The following is a 21,341-nucleotide window of genomic DNA, read 5'->3' on the forward strand; positions in this document are numbered from 1 at the left end:
CTATGACAATTTAAAATTGTCTATGTTATGTGTATTCCTATTCTTTTGTAAGTTCCAATTTTTGTTTCTTATTAAGATCCATTGTTACAATAAGATAAACGTCGATATAACATTTATAAAAAAAATGATATATTTGAGCCCGCTGCAAATATTATTTCAAACTGACCGAGTAAGATGAATTAATGGCTTTTATCGTTCATTTGCGGCAAATCACCAAATATTTACCACCATGTTTATTATAATTGAAGCTTCCTGTGCTATCATTTCTCTCAGTGTGCTTAGTTCGAGCCTTTTCCAGGTAGGGTGCAGCAATTCAATTTTTGGATATTCAAAAAATGCCATGTAAACAGACTGGTCGGATTAAACTAAATAATTTGTCTTAAACTTTCTGAAATTAATTCCCTTACCATTAATAAATAGATAATGAGGTTAATACTGTTTTTAGTCGTTTTTTGTTTCACCCTGTCGGCACTCGGGCAAGGTGGAAAAACGAGGTATCTGTCACTACAGGAAGGCTTGTCTAGTCAACAGGTTATTGATCTGACGCATGATAAATACGGCTATGTATGGATTGCAACGGAACTGGGATTAAACCGCTTTGCCAGTAATTCTTTTAAGCAATACTACAAGTCTGAAAAAGCAGATGGATTTTCGGTAAACAGTAACGAGATCAATACCCTTTATTATAATAATGACCAGCTTTACATCGGTACGCGGGCAAGCGGTTTAAATATTCTTGATATGAAAACCAACAGGTTTTCATATTATCTACATGATCCAAAAGACAATAATTCTGTTGCTACCAATGATATTACCGATATCATCAAAGCTAAAAATGATAAGATATGGCTTGCCACTTATCATCGCGGCGTACAGCGCTTCGACCCTGTAAGTAAGAAATTTGAACGGTTTAATAAACTAAATATACCTGCTCTGGCCGAAAACAGCATTTGGGCGCTTGCAGAAGATCATAACGGCCTGCTCTACATTGGCCATGTAAATAAGGGCATTTCTATTTTAAATTCAAAAAATAAAGAGGTAAAGCTGATTACTAGCGAAAGTACAAAAGGCCTGCTGCCAGATAATGAGGTCAGATCGCTGTTTTGTGATAGTAAAAACAATATCTGGATAGGGACCAGAAAAGGGCTGGCAGTTTACCATCCTTTATCAAAAAGCATACAAAAAATCAGCCTTGCCGGCCAATCAAAAAATGGCGATGAACCTTTTGTACACGCAATCAAAGAAATCAATGGGGTAATCTGGATCGGTACTGCTGCATCGCAAGTATTCATCATGAAACCTCAATATGGTAATTCTGGAAATATTGTGCATACCGGATCAATTACGGCAACTGATCTGGAAAGGGGTAATAATGCTTCGGTACAGAGCATTGATCGTGACCGTTTCGGCAATGTTTGGTTGGGGATTTATAGTGGTGGTATCGCTTTTTTAGGTCATCTGGAACCATTTTTCTCCGTTTTACCTACTAAAAACATTAATCCTGAGGCAAACAGGCCAGCTACGGTAACTGGAATATTGAATGATGTGGGCAGCAGCATGTGGCTGGCTACGGCCGGAGATGGGATTCTGCAGATAAATGCTGAAAAAAAAATTACCAAAACAACTTCAGTGAACAGTGGGCTGGGAGATGATTTTCTCCTTTCTGCTTTTCAGGATAGTAAAAAAAACAAGTGGTTCGGCCTACAAAAGGGAGGTGTGTCCTTGCTCGATGCAAAAAGCAATACCTGGAAGAGGATAAATGCCGGTGAAAGGATGTCGGCCGTTAGAGCGATCATAGAAGATTCACAGGGAAATATCTGTTTTGCTGCAGAGGAGGGCGTATTTGTTCATGATCCCGGGCACAATACTTTCTTTAAAATAGCGACCAGAACACCTATGCTTGGTGATTATGCCCCCCGTACCTTAGTGGAGGACAGCCATGGGTATCTTTGGGTAGGTACTTATGGTCAAGGGCTTTACATTTTCGACCGCAATAGGAAACTGATTAAAAAAATTGAAAAAGGACAGGGGATTGGCAGCAATACCATCAACTATCTCTTTCGTGACCGGAGCAATAATATCTGGATCGCTACAAATGAAGGTCTGGCACTCCAGAGTGCCAATCGGGAAATGGGGAATCTTGAAAACATTGTTTTCCCCGAATCTGATGCCTGGTTAACCGTAAATGCCATAGCCCAGGATCTTAATGGCAACATTTGGTGCTCCACCAGATTGGGTCTGCTAAGGTACCTACCCGAAGAAAAACGCATGCTGAGTTACGATCAGGCCTTTGGTTTGCCTCTAGGTGGTTTTACCAATAATAGCGTTGCGTTGGATAGGAGGGGATGGCTATTTTTTGGAATGCCTGCAGGCATCTGTTATTTCAATCCAGACCAGATCCCATTGAGCCTGCCAGAATCCCCAATACGGATCAGCCGCTTTATGGTATTCAATACCGGAGAAAACCACGCACAATCTGAAAAATACCCAAGCCTTACACAGCAGATAAACCTGAAGCATAGAGAAAATAGTTTCCGTATAGAGCTCGCTGTGATGGATTACGCCGTAAATGAACTCGTTGAATTTAGTTACAAACTAAATGGGTTGGACAAAAACTGGATATTTTTGGGGAGTGAAAAGAATCTTGATTTTCGAAATATTCCATACGGGAAATATGAGCTTCTCATACGCACCCGTCAGAAAAACGACCAGTGGTCTGAAGATTATGAACGTCTTTTCATCAACATCTCTCCACCGTTTTATCTAAGTACATTTGCGCTGGTCACTTATTTTTTGCTCATTGCTGCTACGGTTTTCATTGTTTTATTTTTTTATGTCAAAAAAATAAATGCAGAAGGCCAGCTGCGTGTTAAAAAACTTCAGCTTGAACAGGATGGACAGCTCCACAGGGAAAGGATGAATTTTTATACCAATATCACCCATGAACTGCGGACACCATTAACGCTAATCCTTGGTCCTTTAGAAGATTTGCTTGCTGAAGAAAAATTATCTTCAAAGCATAAAGATTGGGTCCTTATTGTTCAGAAAAATGCAAACAGGTTATTTTCAATGGTCAATCAGTTACTCGAATTCCGCAAAGTCGAGTCCCAGTATAAGCCATTGGTGTTGGGAGAAGCCTATTTGGGTGAACTGCTCTCAGAAATTGTACTTAAATATAAAGAGGCAAACCATAATAAATCAGTGAATATTGGCTATACTATCTTGCAGGAGGATATCAAAACTACCTTTGATGCAGAGATTGTGCAGTTGATTCTGGATAATTTATTATCGAATGCCTGCAAGTTTACCTCAAAAGGCAATATAGAAGTTGTTTTAAGTTATGAGAAAGATAAATTAAGTACCTGTGCTTTAATTACGGTAAAAGATACGGGATGCGGTATTGCCCCAGAGCACTTAAGCAGGATATTTGATAAATTTTATCAAGTACCAAAATCGGTAAGCCATGGCTCTGGTATTGGGCTGGCTTTGGCTAAGGAGTTGGCTGCAATTCATCACGGAAAAATTTACGTCAAAAGTGAACTGGGCAAGGGAAGTGAGTTTTCTGTTCGCTTGGTCACCAATACAGTTCTACTTTCTGTAGCTCCCCCAATGCCAGATCTTAAACCAGTAGCACTAGATATACCGTTATCTCTGGATGATCAGCGCCAATTGCTCTTACTGGTAGAAGACGACAATGATCTTCGGGAATACCTTTCTTCAGTACTTGGTGCAAAATATGAACTGGTTACAGCCGAAAATGGGCTACAGGGACTTGAGCTTGCCAAAAGCCGCATCCCAGATATTATTCTTAGCGATCTGACGATGCCTGATATGGACGGTTTCACTATGCTCGAAGCCTTAAAATGTGAGCGGGAAACCAGTCATATCCCAATTATACTTTTAACCGCCAGAGACAATGAGTTAGATATGGGGCGTGGATATGAACTGGGCGTTGATTCTTACTTAACTAAGCCGGTAAGTCCGAAACTGCTTCACCACCGTATTGAAAACCTGTTGACAAAACGCAAGACGATCTATAACGAATTACTCGGACAACTCTCCACTCAGATAAAGCAGGGAACCGCAAAAGCACCGGTAAATACTGAGTTGTGGAGGGAAAATACCTTCGTAAAGGAATTTGTAGCGCTGGTTGAAGAAGGTATCCAGGACGAAGTGCTTGATACGGCTACTCTTGCAGAAAAAATGAACATGAGCCAGTCTACACTTTATCGAAAACTGAAAGGCATTACCGGAAAAAACATTAATCAGTTGGTGCGAAAAGTGAGGATTCAAAAGGCGGCTCAACTGCTCCGCTCAGGCCGATATAACATCACCGAAGTGTCTTTGATGGTTGGCATCAATAGCTCCATTTATTTTCGTCAATGCTTTAAAGAAGAATTTGGTCAGCTCCCTTCCGAATATCAAAAAAAGAGGTCTTAGTGCTTTAAAAAAGCGAATTTGACGAAAAATTAGCTGTTAATTGACGGATATGTATATGGCTCTCCAGCTCATATTCCATTATGTTTGATCCCGAAAACCAACTATAAGCCCATCTCAGAATAACGCGCACGACCCTTATTTCAAGAGTGATTTATTTTGATGATTTCCAGATGAGCCAAAAGGGTCTAAATCACTAACTATGATTTTGATTCATTTCTGCAGCGCAGTATTTACTCATTCTGAAAAGGGAAATATTTGGTATCAGCTATTCATTACACTTAAAACCAAATATGAAAATGAGAATCCTCAAAATTTTATTTATCTGCGTCGTGGTGTGGGCAGTTCCCACCTATTCTTTTGCGCAACGTAAGATTTCCGGACAAGTACTGAGTGAACTCAATGAGCCGCTAACCGGTGTTACCATTGTCGTTCCAGGTGCAGTCCCGAAAGAAATTACAACAACTGATGGTCAGGGACGCTTTACCCTCAACACCAGTAAGGGCACCTTTTTAGTAACCTACATTGGTTACAAAAACCAAACCATCACCATTGGAGACAAAACCTTATTTACCATTAAGATGGAGAGCGATGATCAGGGACTAGATGATGTTGTGGTAGTTGGTTATGGTAAGCAATCGAAACGTAACATTACCGGAGCAGTAAGTAATCTAAAAGCAGAAGACGTAGTACGTACTTCGTCTACTTCCACCGCAGGGGCACTCGCAGGTAAGGTACAGGGTATTTCCGTTCGTGCTAAAGATGCCCGTCCTGGTCGCGGAGCCAGTATCGAAGTCCGAAATATGGGCAACCCATTATTTGTAATCGATGGTGTTGCCTATGGTGGCCAGACCGGAACAGACTGGGTAGGTACTCAAAATGCTTCTGGCGCAGATATTTTCAATTCATTAAACCTTGAAGATATCGAAAGCATATCTATTCTTAAAGATGCAGCCGCTGCTGTATATGGTTTTAGGGCTTCACGAGGGGTAGTTTTAATTACTACGAAAAAAGGTTCAAAAGATGAATCTGTAAAAATAAATGTTAATGGCTATTTGGGTTGGCAAAACCTGACCCGTTTTCCTGAAATGGCCACTGCAGCTCAATATACCAAAGGTTTGGTAGAGGCGGCTCAAAACGAAGGCCGCGATCCGAGCGCAGTTTATACCCGTGCAGAACTCGCAAAATGGCAAGCTGGTACCGAACCTGGTTATCAGGGATACGACTATGCTGATATGGTTATCCGTAAAGACATTCCACAGCAATACATTAATGCCAACATCACTGGTGGTGGCAAGAAATCTAATTACTTTTTATCGGTAGGTAACCTGCAACAGGATGCCATGATTAAAGACTTTAACTATAAACGTACGAACTTACAGGCCAATCTAGAAGCAACCGTGCTGGAAGGCCTTACAATAGGTACACAAATTTCAGCCAGACAAGAAAAAACACAGGATGTGGGATTGCCGGGTGGCGATGGTTATTTTTCTTCTATCTTGGCGATTTTCAAAAACAGGCCAACAGTTGGTCCTTATGCTAACGACAATCCGCTGTATCCGAATCAAACCAATGAGTTTGCCTACAATCCGGCAATTTTTAGTAGAGATATAGCTGGTTATAAAGACAATACTTTCATGAGCGGGAATGTAAATATGACCGCAGCTTACAAAACCAAATTTGGTTTATCAGCAAAAGGAATTGTTTCTTACAATTACACCAATAACAAGTTCGATGGATTTCAATATAGCTATGATGTATACAGATATGACAATGGCAATTATGTACGCAGTAATGGAACCAATTCGAGATGGCGCTACAAAACTGATCGTGTAGCGGTAGCGAGATCTGCACAATTTCAGTTAGATTATACCAAGCAAATCGGCGACCATAATTTCTCTGTAATGGCAGGATATGAACGCTCTGATTGGGACAGAACATTGACTACCATAGGCTCTAACCCTACTAATAACTATATTCCTTTAGTAAACACAGTTGCTGAACTTAGTGGTATTGGCGACGAATGGTTGTATGAAGCAAGAGCTGGTTTCATCGGTCGTTTGAATTACAATTATAAAGGTAAATACCTGCTTGAAATCCTGGGTAGATATGATGGTTCTTACCTGTATTATACAGGTAAAGAATGGGGGCTTTTTCCAGGAGCAAGTTTAGGCTGGCGCATTTCTGATGAGCCATTCTTCAAGCCACTTAAAAGTGTGATAAATGATTTAAAACTTCGTGTTTCAGTGGGGCAAACAGGTTTAGAAGAAGGTGTAGGGATGCATGGCTACCTCGCTGGCAACACTTGGAATTCTGGAAATGCAATATTAAACGGAACATATTATCCGGGTATTGACCCTAGAGCCCCCCCTATCCGAAACCTTTCATGGGTTAAAAATACGAACTACAACGTGGGTATAGATGTAGGCATGTTCGATAATAAGTTAACGCTAACTGCTGACGCATTTAAGATTATCCGTACTGGTTATCCTGGTAGAAAGTACGATGTTTTATTGCCATCAGAAATTGGATATTTGCTACCAAATGAAAACCTGAATAGTAATGGTTATTACGGAGCTGAAGGTATCATCACCTACGCAAGTAAGGTAGGCGAATTGAACTATACGGTGAGCGGAAATTTTACTTTTTCAAGATATAAAGTACTCGATTCATACAAACCACGTTTCAGCAATTCGTACAATGAATATACTAGTTCAACCGAAAACCGTTGGGGTGGTATATGGTGGGGTTACGAGGTTGTAGGCCGTTTCCAGTCTGAAGAAGAAATCCGCAATTACCCGATTAATAATGATGGTAACAACAATAGAAATCAGTTGCCGGGAGATTTTATCTACAAAGATGTAAATGGCGACGGCGTGATTAATGACCTTGATCAGCGCCCAATTGGTTATCCTACAGGCTGGGCACCAATGATGTCTTTCGGTGGTCGCATTGGTTTATCATGGAAAGGAATAGAACTCAATATCGATTTAGCCGGTGGCGCCATGCAATCATGGAATCAGGATTATGAGTTAAGGAATGCCTTTCACGGTGGTGGAAATTCACCTGCCTACCTGCTGGAAGACAGGTGGCACAGAGCAGATCCTTACGATCCAACTAGTGCTTGGATTCCCGGTTATTACCCTGCCATCCGTAATGGTAACTCCGGACCAAACGGCCGAAACAATAGTTTCTGGTTAAAAAACGTAAGATATCTCCGTGTAAGAAATATGGAGCTTGCTTACACCTTGCCTAAAACCATTGCTGAAAAAATCAAAGCACAAAAAATCCGTTTCTACGTAAATGGATCGAATATGATTTCATTCGATAATGTGAAAAAATTCCAGATCGATCCGGAAATAGAAGCAGCAGCTGCCGTGGTTTATCCACAGCAAAAAGTATTTATGGCAGGTTTCAATATAACCTTTTAACAAAGATTAAAATGAAAAAAATTTATATAGCATTTGCACTATTTATCGGTTTAACCATGAACAGTTGCAAGCACGATGACTGGTTTTACCGTGAATCGAAAAACATCATCAGCGACGAACAATTGTGGAACGACCCAAATCTAATCACCTCACTTTTGGCCAACTACTATAACCGTCTACCCTCATTGCACGGTGTTTTTAACACCGGAGGAATGACAGAAATAGATGATGCCATGTGGTCGGGCACACGTGACCAAAACGGTAGAAACGACTTCCAGTACGGAAGTGATTATGGCCGCTACTGGGATTATGGATTGATCCGTGACCTTAATCTTTCGTTAGACAATATAAACACATTGGGCGTTAAGTTAACACCAGCCCAAAAAAGCCTTTTCATTGGTGAAATACGCTTTATCCGTGCCTTTGTTTATTTCGAAATGGTAAAACGCATGGGTGGTGTACCTTTAGTAACCAAACAAATGATTTATGATTTTAGTGGCGATCCTACACCACTACAAATTCCAAGAGCAAAAGAATCAGAGGTTTATGATTTTATTTATAAAGAACTTGAAGAAATTAAAGCTGATCTGGCTGCAAATAATTTAATCAAAACCCGTGCAAACCGATATACTGCCCTTGCTTTAGAAAGTAGAGCGATGTTATATGCTGCATCTATAGCCAAATACAACAGCTTAATGGCTGCCCCAATTAGCACCCCTGGTGGCGAAGTAGGGATTCCTGCATCAATGGCTACTGATTACTATAACAAATCGCTTACAGCTTCGAAAGAAATAATTGCGGGTCCCTATGCCTTATATAACGAGAATGCAGATAAAGGGGCAAACTTCTACGACATGCTGAATAAAAAACCTGTTAGTGAAGTGATTTTTGCAAAAGATTTCGCGCTGGGGACCAAAGTACACCGCTTCACTTATGATAACATTGTTAAAAGTATGACGGAAGATAACGAGGCATCATCTGCGATTTCACCATCTCTAAGTCTTGTAGAAAGTTTCAATTATTTAGATGGAAGCGAAGGTACACTAAAGGACAAAGATGCAAACGGCAATTACATCACTTATACTAACCCGGCTGATATTTTTGCTAACAAGGATGCCAGGTTATTTGGAACGGTCATTTACCCGGGTACGTCGTTTAAAAACAGTCCGGTAAGAATGCAGGCAGGCGTGGCGGTTTATAACAACGGTTCTTACCAGTTAACCACTTCAGCAGTACTGGGTGCTAACTATAGTGATGGACAAACATGGACCGGATTTGATGGTCCTAAAGACGATGCAGTAGATGTAAGCAATACCGGTTTCTATATCCGCAAAATGGTAAGCGATGCATCGGCCGCAAGTACCCGCGGAACATCGGCTGTAAACTGGTGGCCTTGGTTTCGCTTAGGCGAAATTTATTTAAACGCAGCAGAAGCAGCTTTTGAATTGGGTCGCCCTGAGGGCTTAGGATATGTAAATTCGGTTCGTGCGCGTGCAGGATTCCCAGCCAACAGTATAAGTGTACTAACAAACGACATTATCCGCAATGAGCGTCGCGTGGAGCTTGCTTTCGAAGATCACCGTTACTTTGATTTAAAAAGATGGCGTATTGCGCACATCGTTTGGGATGGTACAGAAACAGATCCAAATGCAGTTGTAATGGGATTATATTCTTATAGAGTAGTAAGACCAGGCCATCCAGATAATGGAAAATATATTTATGCAAGAGTGAGACCAACACGCTTCAGACGTGCAAGGTTTTTCCGCATGACCAATTATTATTCATCAATCGCACAAGATGTTTTAAACAACAATCCAAAAATTGTTAGAAACCCTTTCCAATAAAAAAAATATTATGAAACTTAAATTTTTAATCATATTCACCGTAGCTGCCAATATGTTTCTGGCTGGCTGTGGATACGACAATTTCGATGCCCCCGAGTTAACCTTGTCAGGAAGAGTAGTTTATCAGGGCAATACGGTTAGTGTCAGAAATAATGGTCCACAACTCGAATTATGGCAAGATGGATTTCCTCTTCGCTCTGTAATTAACGTTTTTATGAACCAGGATGGAACATTTTCGGCAAAACTATTTGCTGGGCAATACAAACTTGTGCGCCGGGCAGATGCGCCATGGCTTCAGCAGGCTACCGATACCATTCGTGTAAATTTAACGGCAAATACCAATTTGGATGTTCCTGTTACGCCTTATTTTACCATCACTGGCGAATCTTTTCAAAAATCCGGTGATAACATCATTGCCAAACTTGTCGTTAATAAAGTAGTGCAGACTGCAAATTTGGAGTTTGTACGTCTCTACCTCGGAAAATCAATATTGACCGACCATGTACAATACGATGTTCGGGTAGGTGCCAATTTAAGTAATGTGGTGCTTGGCCAGCAAATCGAAATTCCTTCAGGTGCGCTACCTGATAATTTGAAATCGTTGGATTACGTATATGCTAGATTGGGTGTTAAATCTACTTCTGCAGGAGAATATTACTATACCCAGGTACAAAAAATTGCTTTAAAATAATAGTGTAAAGGGTGCGGTTTTTCTTACCGCACCCTATTTTATTCATTAAAAATCTTAAAAAACTTTAGCCTTCAACGATGAAAAGTCTTCGATTTCAACCCCTGATCCTCCTTTCTTTTTTACATATAGCTTTTATCGGAAACTTATTTGGTCAGGAATATAAATCTGGTCCGAAAGAAAAGGATTTTGCAGGATACCTGTTTACCTACTTTAAGGGGAATGCAGTGAAGGATGAGGCAGTCTGCTTTGCAATCAGCACCGATGGATACAATTACCGTGCACTGAATAATAACCAGCCTGTTTTAGATTCAAAAGTAATCAGTTCTACGGGAGGAGTACGTGATCCTCACATCCTTAGGGCAGAAAATGGAAAATCGTTTTATATGGTGCTCACCGATATGACTTCCTCGAAAGGATGGGATTCTAATCGAGCATTGATTTTGATGAAATCTAACGACTTGCTGAACTGGAAACATACTATAATTAATATACAGGAACGTTTCAAAGGGAATGAAAACTTAAAACGGGTGTGGGCACCACAAACCATTTACGATCCGGCAAGGAAAAAATACATGGTATATTGGTCTATGCAACATGGTACTGGTCCGGATATCATTTATTATGCCTACGTAAACAGTGATTTTACCGACTTTGAATCTGAACCTGCGGTACTGTTTCGTCCGAAGAATGGCAAATCCTGCATTGATGGCGACATCATTAATAAAAACGGACTGTTTTACCTGTTTTATAAAACAGAAGGCAATGGAAATGGAATAAAACTGGCACTTACAGATTCGCTGGTTTCGGGTAAATGGATCGAGCAAGAAGGCTATAAGCAGCAAACCAGCGATGCTGTTGAAGGCTCAAGCGTATTTAAGCTCAACCACAGTGAAAAATATATATTAATGTACGATGTGTACGGGAAAGGAAAATACCAGTTTTGTATAAGCGATGATCTGGATAAATTTAAGGTAATAGATGAGGAGGTAAAAATGGATTTTCATCCAAGGCATGGAACAATTATTCCTATATCCCGTAAAGAGTTAACTGCGCTTACTACCCGCTGGGGCCTGCCGCAAGGCATGGAGCTGAAACTAAAAAAGAATCCTGTGCTAGATGGTTTTTACGCAGATCCGGATGTGTTATATTCCAATAAAACAAAGAAATATTACATCTATCCAACCAGTGATGGTTTCGACGGTTGGAGTGGCTATTATTTTAAAACCTTTTCTTCTACAGACCTCGTTAACTGGAAAGATGAAGGTGTTATTCTTGATCTGAAAAAAGGTGTTACCTGGGCCAACCGCAATGCCTGGGCACCCACCATTGTAGAGAAAAAAGTAAAAGGTAATTATAGGTATTACTATTATTTTACAGCAGCACAAAAAATCGGAGTCGCTGTATCACACCTTCCAACTGGCCCATTTGTGGATTCTGGAAAACCGCTGATCAGTTTTAAACCAGAAGGGGTAAAAGGAGGCCAGGAAATTGATCCCGCCATATTTACCGATCCTAAAACGGGTACAAGCTATTTGTATTGGGGCAATGGATACCTTGCAGTAGCTGAACTTAATAAAGACATGGTATCTCTAAAAGCCAATACAACCAAAGTTATCCAAACCGATAAAACTTTTAGAGAAGGTACCCATGTATTTTACCGCAAGGGAATTTATTATTTCCTATGGTCTGAAGAGGATACAAGAAGTGAAAATTATCGGGTACGTTATGGTACCTCAGGTTCTCCTACTGGTCCAATTAAGATTGCAGGAAATAATCTGATTCTTCAAAAAGATCCATCCAGGGGTATATACGGAACAGGCCATAATTCGGTATTGCAGATCCCGGGAAAAGATGAGTGGTATATGGTTTACCATAGGTTTAGTTATCCCGATGGAATAAAAATGGGCGATGCTGCAGGCTATAACCGTGAGGTTTGTATAGACCCAATGTATTTTGATGAACAGGGAAATATTGTGCCTGTAAAACCTACACACTAAAATAAAGAGCATCCGATTGATTTAATGCGAAGTAATCATGTAGAGAAGGTCAGTTTGAACCTTTTTTAGCTTAACCCCGCTTTTCCCAGGAACCTTTCTCGCCAAGAATTTTTAAATAGCTGTTGTTCTGCTATTAATGTTTGCGCTGGCAAATATGGGAAGATTCCATTCCAGTAATGTTACAAATACTTAAGTTTTTGTGAGTTTTGATAAAAATGTAAAAGGATTGTTTGGTCAGACCCTTTAGTATTTGAAGAAAATTCTGTTAAATATAAAAATGGCACAAGATTCTTCTAAGAAGAAGATAAATGTCATTAAAATAGCCCATTTTTAAATAAATCATCAATTTTAAATGGCATCTAAATTAATAATTATATATTTGCAGCCTTGAAAGTAAGCAATGTCTAATCCTATTAATGAGTGATTTGAATATTACTTTTAACAGAGCCATAGGAATAAGGCTTTTTTAATTTTTGAAGACAACCTAAACAACTTGAATGCTTAATTTAGTTCTCTTTGGCCCTCCAGGGGCGGGTAAAGGCACCCAATCTGAAAAGCTGATTGCAAAATATCAGTTGGTACACGTTTCAACAGGCGATCTTTTTAGAGCACACGTTAAAGGAGAAACCGAATTAGGAAAAAAAGTAAGTCAATTATTAGCTGATGGAGAATTGGTTCCTGATGCCATTACAATTGCCATGCTTGAAGAGGAGGTAGATAAAAATCCTGATGCTAAAGGATTTGTGTTTGATGGATTTCCACGTACCGTTCCACAAGCAGTAGAGCTTGATTTATTTTTAGAGCGTAAAGGCAGTAAAATTGCTGGCGTTATTGCTTTAGATGTTGACCAGGAGGAGTTAACAAAACGTATTGCCGAACGTCACAAAACCAGCGGCCGTCCTGATGACGACGCTGAAAAATTAAAAAAACGGATTTCAGAGTACTTTGATAAAACCATCCACGTATTACCTTATTATGAGGAGCAGGGAAAGTTGAATAAAGTAAACGGAATAGGTGAAATTGAAACCGTATATAATGATCTCTGCGCTGTAATTGATCAGTATAAAGTATAAAGTTCAAGTAGCGGATATAAAAGGGACGGTTTTAATTAATTCCTGATCCAATATTCAAAAACATAAAAAGAGTTATAATGTTAAAACGTTATAACTCTTTAATTTTAAAGGAATTGTTGTTTTAGACGTTCCAGTATTAACATTTCAATATTAAAATATGTCACAGGGTTCGAATTTCGTAGATTATGTAAAAATTTGTTGCCGTTCTGGTAAGGGCGGGGCAGGTTCGGCACATTTGCACCGTGATATTTTAACATCAATGGGTGGCCCCGATGGTGGTGATGGCGGTCGTGGTGGCCACATTATCGTTAAAGGCAGTATCCATATCTGGACATTATTGCACCTTAAATACCGTAAGCACATCATTGCCGAAGATGGTGGCGCAGGTGGTAGTTCCCATAAATTCGGTAAACAAGGTAAGGATGAAATCCTGGAGGTTCCGCTCGGTACCATTGCTAAAGATGCCGAAACAGGAGAAATTCTTTTCGAAATTACCAAAGATGGCGAAACTAAGATTTTAACAGCCGGTGGCCGTGGTGGTTTAGGTAATGCACACTTTAAAAATTCGGTTCAGCAAACACCGCGTTTTGCACAACCTGGTGAGCAGGGACAAGAGGTTTGGAATATTTTAGAATTAAAAGTTTTGGCCGATGTTGGCTTGGTTGGTTTCCCAAATGCAGGAAAATCTACATTACTTTCAGTCGTTTCGGCTGCTAAGCCAGAAATTGCCGATTATCCTTTTACTACCATTGTTCCTAATCTGGGTATTGTAAGTTACAGGGGCGGAAAATCTTTTGTAATGGCCGATATCCCTGGGATTATCGAAGGTGCATCGAAAGGTAAAGGTTTAGGCTATCGTTTCTTACGCCACATTGAACGTAACTCGGTATTGTTATTCATGGTCCCGGCAGATACAAGCCGTTCAATTAAAGAAGAATACGAAATTCTTAAAAGCGAACTGGAATCTTACAACCCCGAATTAATGCAGAAACCGCATGTTTTAGCCATTACTAAATCAGATATGTTAGATGAAGAACTGATGGAAGAAATGAAACAGGATCTGCCAAATATTCCATCTATATTTATTTCGTCAGTAGCTGAAAAAAATATTTTAGAGCTGAAAGATATGCTTTGGAAAGCGATTGAAGGATAATATAAATAAGTTCTAATAAATAATTTTGGTGTACAGAACATTGCTGCCATATTCTGTATTTACCAAAATTAAGCCACCAATCAAAGTGCTATACTAAAAATTTACTTCGAATATGTTCTGTAGGTAGCATACAACTGTCTGTTTGCCCAAATAATGCATAACGGTTATTGGCGAATGCTTTATACAGCCAGTTTCTTATAAAACCAGGCACCAAATAACCCACATTGATTAACGGAGCCCACCAAACATTTAAATTTTTTAGGATATAAGCTACTGCATTAGATTGGGTAAGAAACTTGTTGTTGCGTGCCACAATAATGCTATTTAGTTTTATAAAATTAACCCGATGGACTTTACCCAGTTGCAACGCGGTTTTACTGTCAAGCGGAGCAAAGCAAAACCTGTTTGCTTGATCATGAGTGATTATATAATTGATAAAGCCGTTGCAAAAATTACAAACACCATCAAATAGAATGATGTCTTTTGTTGTGTCTAAAATAGGTGCCATGGCATTTGGTGGTTAATAAAATAAATTGCTGGATAAGTAGCCATAAAAGCCCAGAAAAACGAATTCAAACCCATAATAAGTGCTGTAAAGAAATGGAATATAAATCCCCATATCAGAAATACTATGGCATACTGCCAGGGCAGAATAAGGCATAATGGAAATATGGTTTCCATAACAATAACGTTCCAGCACAGAAAACGGTTTGCAGAAGGATATTTTTGCAATAAAAGACTTGCTTTTTTAGAGCCATATGTTTTGGTCGAGAATACATCTTTTATTGCTGTTCCCGAACGCCACTCAGCAGATACAAGTTTGGCAATCCCCGCAACAGTATAAGAAAGACAGGCCTGTAATCCGATAAACCATATGCCGATATCTCTCAATTTACCAGTTGTAAAAGCAGGCAGATTGCATAGAATCAATGTGATGATAATGAGCATGCTCATCTGGTCTGAGCCATCACTTCCATAATATGTAACCAGTGATGCCATCAGTAAGCTGACTCCCAACAAACTGATCAGTACCCATCCTGTTGTACTCTGCAATGGAAAGAACAATAATCCAATAATAAGCAGGCACCTGATGATAAAAAGGGCAGCCAGGCCTGGTGCGCTAAACAGTTTAAAAAGAGGTTTAAAAAAAGACTTTTCGTTCTGTTTGGTCCATTTTAGCTGCATTACATTCCAGGATAACAAACCGTTAGGAGAAAATATCTGTACTTTCTTGAGATACTCCAGCGTAGAAATTAATAAACCTATACTCAATATAATGAGTACAGTTTGTGATATATCATTTAATAAAATCATGACTTTTTATATTTGATGAAAAACGGATAATAGAATTAATGATGGGGCAGTTTCTTTTTGATAACCTGATGATTCTGCAAGCATAAACTGCCGATAGCAATTTTGTGATTGTTTCTTGTATTGGCTAACCGCGTGTAATACTATGATATAAGGCATAGAAAACATCAATAAATTTAGGCTCCCTGCTTTTTCACGGTAAGAAGGGATGCTTGATACCAGGCTTTGTACTACGTCTGATAATATTTTTTTATCACGTTTTTCGGGATTCCAAAGCCATGACCATATTGTTCGTTCTTCGGTAATTTCCATTTCCTGCCAATCGCTATAATCGATGTCGGTTATTCTATCCCGATACAGAAGATGGTAATCTCTTTTACCGGGGTGGGGAGCAAAGAATGTCCATAGCGGGATCAGGTTAAAATAATCAATTTTATATCTGATAAATGAGGATATTTTGGTTTCCTTAAACTGACACAATATGGTTGATAAAAACCAGAAGGCCAGAAAAATAGTTACTACAAGCTCGTAAATAACTATAGGGTTTAATTTCAGCATCATAATTTCGATTTGGTTGAGAAAAGGAGGGTAGGTATACTTACCCTCCTTTCTAATTGTTAATTGAATTTTTTACGAAGTTCGATCAGCTTATCTAAAGATAAACCATCTTTGGCTTCTTTAGAAAGCGCGCCAATTTCAGCTTCATTTAAAGCATTTGCAGCACCGATAGCCTCAACTACCTGGGTAACTACTGGAGTGGCTTGAACGGTTACTTTAACAGCTTTAATCGCTGTACGTGCTATTGCAGCAATAAAAAGTGGTTCTGCTGAATTCGCTTCAACAATTTCGTTGTCGCCTTTTAAATCAGCGATTAATGCATCAAGAATTGCTAGTTCTGATTTTGATAAACTTGACTTTGCCATTTTGTTTTCTTTTTGAGGTAAATAAAAAATTGTTTAGTGTGCTTTGTTTTGAAGCTTCGTTGCACAACATAAAGTTCGCTACACCGTAGTTTTTTTACCAGAGTGGTAATACTCATTTAAAATATTGAGTATTTCTACGTAGCTAGTAGGATAAAATGGCCTTTTGGTTTATGCTTAAATAAGATAGATGCTGATAGAAAGGCAAAAGAGTGTTTTAGCCTTGTATTTAACTCAAGAAAGAGGATATGATACGGCTATATTACACCGTTTTTAATGGCAAACATTACCAGGCCTGCAGTGTTGCGAACGCCTGTTTTTTCGATAATGCGCATTCTGATACCTTCAACTGAACGTGGACTCAAAAAAAGTTCTGTGCCAATTTCAGTCGCGGTTTTCTCATCACAGATCATTTTTAAAACATCCAGTTCGCGTTCTGAGAATTCTATATTCTGATCGAGCGAGGGTCTGGCAGAACCTTTAATTGTTAATTTTTTTAATAATGCTTTGGTTACAATATCGTTAAAGTAGTAGCCGCTTTCTTGTACCGAATAAATAGCTTTCCTGATTTCTTTAGGGTCTGTGTTTTTTAATAGATAGCCGTTAGCCCCGTTTTCCATTAAATGAATAATAAATTTAACCTCATCATACATGGTTAGAACAAGAATTTTAATATCCTCAGCATATTTTTTGCGGATTAATTTCATGGCTTCCATCCCGTCCATTACAGGCATTTTCAGATCCATTAAAATAACGTCTGGCTGTACATCTTCGAGTTTGCACATCAGTTCTTCCCCGTTTGATGCCTCAAATATTACTTCCAGATTTTTATCTCGGTTAAAGCCTACCCTTAAACCGTCTCGAAAAATGCTATAGTCATCTGCTATGCCTATCCTTATTTTGAGCATTATTATTATAAATTGAGCACTTAAAATTACTTAATATTTTATCTTAATATACATTAATTGCCTATTAATACTGTATTATTTGTATTAATTCTTTATTTTATTCTGGTTTTTAAATTTATAAGTTATGCATTTTATTATTACATTTTAATATAATTTATATTACATAGTAAGGTGTTTAACTAGCGGGATGGTAATTTTAATAAAATACCGACCTCCATACTGTGAAAAAACAAGGTCTGCTTTTAACAGGATCATTCTATTTTGAATATTTTTTAGTCCTAATCCATCTTTTATAAAGCGCAGTTCTTCAAATTGATTTTGTGTAAGACCATTCCCGTTATGCGAAATGGTAAATAGCAGGTTACTATTCACACTCACAGATTGAATATGGATAAGGCTGGCTTTTGCATGTTTGGTTATATTATGGACAAGCTCCTGAATGATCCTGTAAATACTGATATCGTTCTGGCTTGCCTTTATGCTGTGATCGTCTGTTAAACTTAAACTGATTTCGGCAACATTACTATGGCTGATTTTACTACAGAAGTGTGAAATGGCCTCTTTTAAACCTAATTCTTGTAAAATGGTGGAGTGAAGGTTGTGCGAAATGCCGCGGATTTTATGAATTCCGTCGTCAAGCAAACTTTTGCCTTTTTGATACATTTCTTTACTTATTTCGTCGCAGCCGTTGATATCGGTTTCATAGAAATACAAGCTGGCTGATCCTAAAATTGCACCAACCTCATCATGTAATTCTTCAGCAATACGGTGCCGCTCAATTTCCTCGCTCCTTACTGCTGCTTCGATCAACTGATTTTTTTGTATATTCTGTAAGGTTTGCAGGTTAAGTTTGTATTGAAGTTTTTTGCGCTGCATGAATATAAAAATGAGCAATAAACTGATAAATAACATAAGCATAGCAGCAATCCCAACCATTAATATCTGCATAATCTCATTATTTGCCTGATTCATAAAATCCTTTCGCTATAAATAGGTTAAAAATGATGTAGGAGATGTTGTGTACACTCCACAAGCTAATGGCAAAATTTTGAAAACGTAATGTAAGTTCGTTGTATAAAAGAAAAATGAAAAAATTTAAAGTAACAAAAATGCCAAGTCCGGTGGTTATCCAAAAATCGCTGTTTGTAATTTTGGTAGCTGTGCTATCGTTTATTTTGAATAAGTAATATTGAAGCGTATAGAACAAAAGAAAAATGGCCTCGGTTGAGAGCAAACGGCTGCTTAATTTCCAGTAATCAAAAAAGTTTTCATAAAAAGTAAAATTGATAATGATGAAAACCATAAAACAGAAAGGGATAATTCTCTTTATGGTAACTAAAAAAGTTTGGTTTAGCTGAATAAAAAATGCACAGAACAGATAGAAACGGATAATCGAGTGTAGGTTGTAGAGGAAATTATTAGAATTGTATGCTGCAGGCAGCATGCTCCTGAATTTCCAGATCAGATCTATTCCCAGGTTAATAATCAGCGCTGCCCATACATAAAAAACAACCAGCTTAAGGCTAGCCGGTTGTTTTTTTATTAGCAGTACAGATATAGGAATTAATAACGCCCAGACCTCAGACCAATCAATAATAAATTGGAATATTTTAAGCATTTGGGATAAAAGTGTTAATTGATCAATTTATTGTAGCTGGCGGAGATGGATTGGTAACAATTGGCGTCTCATCTTCGTAAATTAATTCAACATCTCCTGTGTCAATTCTTTTAAACCGTTTAACATTGTAAAAAACATGCCCACGGTTAACATCCGGAACGAATACCAAATAGTCAGGTTTATCGCCGTTAGCATCTGGATTGTTAATTAACAATAAGATATCGGCAAGTGAAATGATATTATTGCTTAAAATAATCGGGCCGCTTAAATCTAAAGCACTGTTGTTGTAAATTTCCAACCTGTCGAAATAACTGCTGTACTGGTTGCTTGGTGCCATGTAACCATAAGCAATTAATTGTAAAGGTTTAGCTGGGTGGTCAGTTTCTGGGAAAAAATAACAAAATGCGAAATGATCAATGCCTGGGGAGTTAAGGATTAATGCCTGGATAGAGCTGATTTCATACTTTAACCAGTAGAGTTTTTGTGTTTGTTTTTCTGTGAGCATGTTTTTATATCTAGATAAATATCATATAAAGATATACAATTGTGTAAATAAAAGTATTCTTAAAAAGTAATTTTTAAAATACTTTTATAGATCTTTTACGTTTGATGATGTTTATACTGATTTATAAATCAAATAGTTGATCAGTATTTGTGTTTTTGATTACTGCTTACTATTGTGCAATTATATAGCTGCTTGGAGCTATATGCGGGTTCCATTATTATCAATTTTCAGGAATTAACGGCACAAACGATTAACCGATTTGTGCAGGTTAAGCCCTCAAGCGGTCTACAATTAAGCCAATCCATTCTTTAAATAACATTTCCCATACACCTAATGCGCTGGCATTTGGAATGATGAAATCACTGAATTGAAATTCAGCATTTCCGGAAAAATTGGTTGGGTAATAATCAATCTTGTGCTTAGTCTGTTTATCAAAAATCAGTTTTGCTCTTGGGATGTGCCAGGCACTGGTAATCACCAAAATTTTAGCTTTTGGGTTGCTTTTCGCGATGAGCGCCAGGCTATACCTGGCATTTTCAATGGTATTTCTACTTTGGTTTTCAATCAGAATTGCAGAATCAGGAATTCCGATCAGTTTTAAGTACTGAATGGCTAAATCAGCTTCTTTTACTTGTTGGTTTATTAAATTTGCGCTTCCGCTGCTAAGTAATATCTGCTTAATCTGTCCTTTTTTATAAAGTGCTATTGCTTGAAACAATCTATCCCCTGCCCAATTAAAAGCAATTTCATTATTACGTTTGTTTAAACCCGAGAAACCCCCAAGCACTATTCCAATATCGAATTTATCTGCCCTGGGATAGTCAGCTTCATAACTGTTTATTATTTTTCCGACAATAAAGCCATTAGAGAAAAAGAAGAAAATAATCAAAATACAGATTAAATACCTTCTCCTTTTTTTAGGGTTTTTAGATGCAATTGCAAAAATCAAAAGCACAAAAATCCACACAATAGGTTTAATGAGGAAAAGCAAAATCTTCGAGAGGATAAAAATCATATGCAGATATTATCCTGTAAAACTAAGAAATTACCTTAGCAATGCCGTCATTCGAGTGGAGTGCAACGTAGAGAACCACGAAGTACTAAACGAACCTAAATCTATCAGAGATCTCTCCATTCCACTGCACTTCATCCGGTAGCTCCTAATGTCCGCATGTTATAAAAAAAAATGCTGCAAAACCTTGATAAATAATGTTTTGCAGCAAGGTAATATTCACTTAAATTAGTGTTGACCAATATTACTGCTGTGAAAATAATAAATTCAAATCCAATATCCTCTTTCGGAGGCATAAATTTTGTTTTTGACTACTTAAACAAATTAGAAATCGATAAACTTTGCCATGCACATCTGCCCTGCGTTGCTGCCCAAAGCAAGTATTCCTGGAAGGATGTTTTCTACTCCCTTAAATCTGTTTTTCTCTGTGGCGGCGATAGT

Annotated in this window: 16 protein-coding genes; 7 read left to right on the forward strand and 9 right to left on the reverse strand. The window is 38.4% G+C overall.

The features are described from left to right. Positions 1–423 precede the first annotated feature (423 nt). From EYS08_RS19705 to obgE, 7 genes are all read left to right on the forward strand, one after another. Entirely contained in the window at positions 424–4,440 is a 4,017-nt protein-coding gene (locus EYS08_RS19705) for a hybrid sensor histidine kinase/response regulator transcription factor (RefSeq protein ID WP_131031719.1), read from the forward strand. A 296-nt stretch (positions 4,441–4,736) separates the two neighbouring features. Then, positions 4,737–7,868, forward strand: a complete 3,132-nt coding sequence (locus EYS08_RS19710) for a SusC/RagA family TonB-linked outer membrane protein (protein WP_131031720.1) — start codon at positions 4,737–4,739, stop codon at positions 7,866–7,868. An 11-nt stretch (positions 7,869–7,879) separates the two neighbouring features. Next, positions 7,880–9,712, forward strand: a complete 1,833-nt coding sequence (locus tag EYS08_RS19715) for a RagB/SusD family nutrient uptake outer membrane protein (protein ID WP_131031721.1) — start codon at positions 7,880–7,882, stop codon at positions 9,710–9,712. Positions 9,713–9,722: 10 nt separating this feature from the next. Further along, positions 9,723–10,403, forward strand: coding sequence for a DUF3823 domain-containing protein (locus EYS08_RS19720; protein ID WP_131031722.1), 681 nt, complete (start codon positions 9,723–9,725; stop codon positions 10,401–10,403). A gap of 77 nt (positions 10,404–10,480) precedes the next feature. Next, positions 10,481–12,400, forward strand: coding sequence for a family 43 glycosylhydrolase (locus EYS08_RS19725; RefSeq protein WP_131031723.1), 1,920 nt, complete (start codon positions 10,481–10,483; stop codon positions 12,398–12,400). A gap of 497 nt (positions 12,401–12,897) precedes the next feature. Continuing rightward, on the forward strand, positions 12,898–13,473 hold the full coding sequence (locus EYS08_RS19730; protein ID WP_131031724.1) for an adenylate kinase: 576 nt from the start codon (positions 12,898–12,900) through the stop codon (positions 13,471–13,473). A gap of 157 nt (positions 13,474–13,630) precedes the next feature. Beyond that, positions 13,631–14,626 carry a GTPase ObgE gene (gene obgE, locus EYS08_RS19735; RefSeq protein ID WP_029277724.1) on the forward strand — a complete coding sequence of 332 codons (996 nt, stop codon included), beginning with the start codon at positions 13,631–13,633 and terminating at the stop codon, positions 14,624–14,626. An 88-nt stretch (positions 14,627–14,714) separates the two neighbouring features. Here obgE and EYS08_RS19740 read toward each other — a convergent pair whose 3' ends face one another. The 9 genes from EYS08_RS19740 to EYS08_RS19780 form a co-directional block, all read right to left on the reverse strand. After that, positions 14,715–15,134 (reverse strand): thiol-disulfide oxidoreductase DCC family protein, encoded by a 420-nt coding sequence (locus tag EYS08_RS19740; RefSeq protein WP_131031725.1) that lies wholly within the window; start codon positions 15,132–15,134, stop codon positions 14,715–14,717. Next, positions 15,119–15,940, reverse strand: coding sequence for a hypothetical protein (locus EYS08_RS19745; RefSeq protein ID WP_131031726.1), 822 nt, complete (start codon positions 15,938–15,940; stop codon positions 15,119–15,121). The genes EYS08_RS19740 and EYS08_RS19745 overlap by 16 nt, the downstream gene beginning before the upstream one ends. A gap of 6 nt (positions 15,941–15,946) precedes the next feature. Further along, entirely contained in the window at positions 15,947–16,498 is a 552-nt protein-coding gene (locus EYS08_RS19750; protein WP_131031727.1) for a hypothetical protein, read from the reverse strand. Between the two features lie 56 nt (positions 16,499–16,554). Continuing rightward, entirely contained in the window at positions 16,555–16,860 is a 306-nt protein-coding gene (locus EYS08_RS19755) for a hypothetical protein (RefSeq protein WP_131031728.1), read from the reverse strand. Between the two features lie 254 nt (positions 16,861–17,114). Next, complete coding sequence (locus EYS08_RS19760; RefSeq protein ID WP_131031729.1) at positions 17,115–17,765, reverse strand: response regulator transcription factor; 651 nt, start codon at positions 17,763–17,765, stop codon at positions 17,115–17,117. Positions 17,766–17,924: 159 nt separating this feature from the next. Then, entirely contained in the window at positions 17,925–18,737 is an 813-nt protein-coding gene (locus EYS08_RS19765) for a sensor histidine kinase (protein ID WP_131031730.1), read from the reverse strand. Next, positions 18,721–19,383: a hypothetical protein gene (locus EYS08_RS19770; RefSeq protein ID WP_131031731.1), complete on the reverse strand. Its 663-nt coding sequence runs from the start codon at positions 19,381–19,383 to the stop codon at positions 18,721–18,723. The genes EYS08_RS19765 and EYS08_RS19770 overlap by 17 nt, the downstream gene beginning before the upstream one ends. 22 nt (positions 19,384–19,405) lie before the next feature. Beyond that, on the reverse strand, positions 19,406–19,888 hold the full coding sequence (locus EYS08_RS19775) for a hypothetical protein (protein ID WP_131031732.1): 483 nt from the start codon (positions 19,886–19,888) through the stop codon (positions 19,406–19,408). Between the two features lie 268 nt (positions 19,889–20,156). Continuing rightward, positions 20,157–20,903 (reverse strand): YdcF family protein, encoded by a 747-nt coding sequence (locus EYS08_RS19780; protein WP_131031733.1) that lies wholly within the window; start codon positions 20,901–20,903, stop codon positions 20,157–20,159. Positions 20,904–21,341: the final 438 nt, after the last annotated feature.

It is taken from the genome of Pedobacter kyonggii, from assembly GCF_004310665.1.
Classification (GTDB): Bacteria; Bacteroidota; Bacteroidia; order Sphingobacteriales; family Sphingobacteriaceae; genus Pedobacter; species Pedobacter kyonggii.

Bases quoted from the DNA above. Each gene is read 5' to 3' on its own strand.
- EYS08_RS19705 (WP_131031719.1), top strand. From the start codon at position 424: ATGAGGTTAATACTGTTTTTAGTCGTTTTTTGTTTCACCCTGTCGGCA.
- EYS08_RS19710 (WP_131031720.1), top strand. From the start codon at position 4,737: ATGAGAATCCTCAAAATTTTATTTATCTGCGTCGTGGTGTGGGCAGTT.
- EYS08_RS19715 (WP_131031721.1), top strand. From the start codon at position 7,880: ATGAAAAAAATTTATATAGCATTTGCACTATTTATCGGTTTAACCATG.
- EYS08_RS19720 (WP_131031722.1), top strand. From the start codon at position 9,723: ATGAAACTTAAATTTTTAATCATATTCACCGTAGCTGCCAATATGTTT.
- EYS08_RS19725 (WP_131031723.1), top strand. From the start codon at position 10,481: ATGAAAAGTCTTCGATTTCAACCCCTGATCCTCCTTTCTTTTTTACAT.
- EYS08_RS19730 (WP_131031724.1), top strand. From the start codon at position 12,898: ATGCTTAATTTAGTTCTCTTTGGCCCTCCAGGGGCGGGTAAAGGCACC.
- obgE (WP_029277724.1), top strand. From the start codon at position 13,631: ATGTCACAGGGTTCGAATTTCGTAGATTATGTAAAAATTTGTTGCCGT.
- EYS08_RS19740 (WP_131031725.1), bottom strand. From the start codon at position 15,134: ATGGCACCTATTTTAGACACAACAAAAGACATCATTCTATTTGATGGT.
- EYS08_RS19745 (WP_131031726.1), bottom strand. From the start codon at position 15,940: ATGATTTTATTAAATGATATATCACAAACTGTACTCATTATATTGAGT.
- EYS08_RS19750 (WP_131031727.1), bottom strand. From the start codon at position 16,498: ATGATGCTGAAATTAAACCCTATAGTTATTTACGAGCTTGTAGTAACT.
- EYS08_RS19755 (WP_131031728.1), bottom strand. From the start codon at position 16,860: ATGGCAAAGTCAAGTTTATCAAAATCAGAACTAGCAATTCTTGATGCA.
- EYS08_RS19760 (WP_131031729.1), bottom strand. From the start codon at position 17,765: ATGCTCAAAATAAGGATAGGCATAGCAGATGACTATAGCATTTTTCGA.
- EYS08_RS19765 (WP_131031730.1), bottom strand. From the start codon at position 18,737: ATGAATCAGGCAAATAATGAGATTATGCAGATATTAATGGTTGGGATT.
- EYS08_RS19770 (WP_131031731.1), bottom strand. From the start codon at position 19,383: ATGCTTAAAATATTCCAATTTATTATTGATTGGTCTGAGGTCTGGGCG.
- EYS08_RS19775 (WP_131031732.1), bottom strand. From the start codon at position 19,888: ATGCTCACAGAAAAACAAACACAAAAACTCTACTGGTTAAAGTATGAA.
- EYS08_RS19780 (WP_131031733.1), bottom strand. From the start codon at position 20,903: ATGATTTTTATCCTCTCGAAGATTTTGCTTTTCCTCATTAAACCTATT.